Raw genomic sequence first — 2,343 nt, forward strand, 5'->3', positions numbered from 1 at the left:
ACGTCGTCGGCCGCGAACCCTCGGGCCGCGAGGATCTTCTGCGGTTCGAGCTGTGGCAGGAACAGGGGGGTCGCTGCCTCTACAGCGACCGCGACATCTCCCCGAACATGATCGTCGCCTCCGACAACACCGTCCAGGTCGATCACATCCTGCCGTGGAGCCGCTCGGGCGACGACAGCTTCGTCAACAAGACCCTGTGTTTCGCCAAGGCCAATCAAGACAAGCGCGGGGCCACGCCGTTCGAATGGATGGGGGCCGACACCGCGCGCTGGGAGACCTATCGCGCCTGCGTCGAATCCAACAAGTCGATGAAGGGCCGCAAGAAGCGCAACTATCTGCTCAGGGACTCAGCCGTCCTGACCGAGAAATTCCGTCCCCGGAACCTAAACGACACCAAATACGCCACCCGCCTGACGCTTGATCTGTTGGCGCGGATGTATCCCGAGAGCGACCGTTTCACCGGCGTGCCGCGCAAGCCGGAGGAGGCGAAGAAGACCCGCCGCCTGTTCGCCCGCCCCGGTGGGCTGACCGACCGCCTGCGCCGCGCCTGGGGCCTCCAGGGCCTCAAGAAGGACGACAACGGCAAGCGTATCGCCGACGACCGCCACCACGCCCTGGACGCCCTGATCGTCGCCGTGACCTCGGAGAGCGCCCTGAACCAGCTGACCCGCGCCGCCCAGGTCGAGGAAGAGCGCGGCTCCAGCCGTTTCATCGCCGGCTTCCCGCCGCCCTGGCCCGGTTTCCGCGACGAGGCGCACGCCATGATGCGCGAGGTCTTCGTCAGCCGCGCCGAACGTCGCCGCGCGCGCGGCGAGGCCCACGCCCAGACGGTGCGCCGTGTCGCCGAAACTGGCGACGGCCCGGTGGTCTATGAGCGCAAGACCGTCGATGCCCTGACCGCCGCCGATCTGGATCGCGTCAAGGATCCCGACCGCAACGCCGCCACCATCGCCTCTCTTCGCGAATGGATCGGGGCGGGCAAGCCCAGGGACCGCCGCCCCCTGTCGCCCAAGGGCGATCCGATCGCCAAGGTGCGGCTGGCGACCACCAGGAAGGTCGATGTCCTGGTTCGCGACGGCGTCGCCGAGCGCGGCGAAATGGTCCGGGTCGATGTGTTCCGGAAGAAGAACCGGCGCGACGCCTGGGAATACTATCTGGTGCCCATCTATCCGCATCAGGTGTTCGACGCCGAGGACTGGCCAATGCCGCCGAACCGGGCGGTGAGCGCGTACAAGGCCGAAAGTGAGTGGCCTGTAATGGACGGCTCATTTGAGTTCCTATGGAGCGTCCACTCCCGGTCCTTCACGGAAGTTGAGAAATCGGATGGCACATTCATAGACGGTTACTTCATGGGCCTTCATCGGACGACCGGAGCGATCTCGTTGTCGGTTCACTATTCCAAGAATGAGAGTGTCGAAGGGATCGGCGCACGGACGTTAAAGTCCTTCAAGAAGTACGCCATCGACCGCCTCGGCAACCGCACCGAAATCGTCAGCGAGAAACGCACATGGCGTGGCGCGGTCTGCACCTGACCAATCCCTCCCGCCTGTCCCTGGCCGACGATCAGATCGTCGTCGGTCAGGATGACGGCGAGGTACGACTGGCGCTGGAGGATCTGGCCTGGGTGGTCATCGACAGTCCGCGCACCAGCCTGACCGCCAGCCTGATGTCGGCCTGCATGTCCGCCGGCGTCGCCGTCATCTTCACCGACGCGACCCACACCCCCTGCGGCCTCGCCCTGCCCTTTCACCGCCACCACCGCCAGGCCGATGTGGCGGGCAAGCAGGCCGCCGCTTCTACCCCGCTAAAGAAACGGATGTGGCAGGCCATCGTCCGTCGCAAGATCGAGAACCAGGCCGCGGCGCTGGACGCCGTCGGCGCGGGCGGCGGACAAACCCTGCGCCAGATGGCCGGGCGCGTCGGCTCGGGCGACCCCGGCAATATCGAGGCCCAGGCCGCCCGCTACTACTGGGGCAAGCTGTGGCGTGATTTTCGGCGCGAGGACGCGGGCGACCGGCGCAACATGATGCTGAACTACGGCTATGCCGTCGTGCGCTCCGGCGTGGCGCGGGCCCTGGTCGCCTCCGGCCTGATCCCCGCCTTCGGCCTGAAACACGCCTCCGGCTCCAACGCCTTCAACCTGGCGGATGACGTGGTCGAGCCGTTCCGCCCCTTCGTCGACGTGTTGGCCTGGCGCACGGTGGGCGACGGGGCGCCCTGCCGCGAGGACATGACGGTTGACGACCGCCGGACCATGGCCGGCGTCCTGCTGGGCGACGCCCGCCTGCTCGCCGAGACCGTCACCCTGCTCACCGCCGCCGAACGCACGGCCGAATCCCTGGT

2 protein-coding genes are annotated in these 2,343 nt (G+C 67.2%); both read left to right on the top strand.

Annotation, left to right across the window (positions count from 1 at the left end):
- On the top strand, window positions 1–1,532 hold a 1,532-nt coding region (cas9, locus tag Q0588_RS15860), incomplete at its 5' end, for a type II CRISPR RNA-guided endonuclease Cas9 (RefSeq protein ID WP_298748224.1).
- The coding region (cas1, locus tag Q0588_RS15865; protein ID WP_298748229.1) for a type II CRISPR-associated endonuclease Cas1 at window positions 1,508–2,343 on the top strand (836 nt) is incomplete at its 3' end. The genes cas9 and cas1, both read left to right, overlap by 25 nt.

The sequence above is a fragment of the uncultured Brevundimonas sp. genome, assembly GCF_937870815.1.
GTDB lineage: Bacteria > Pseudomonadota > Alphaproteobacteria > Caulobacterales > Caulobacteraceae > Brevundimonas.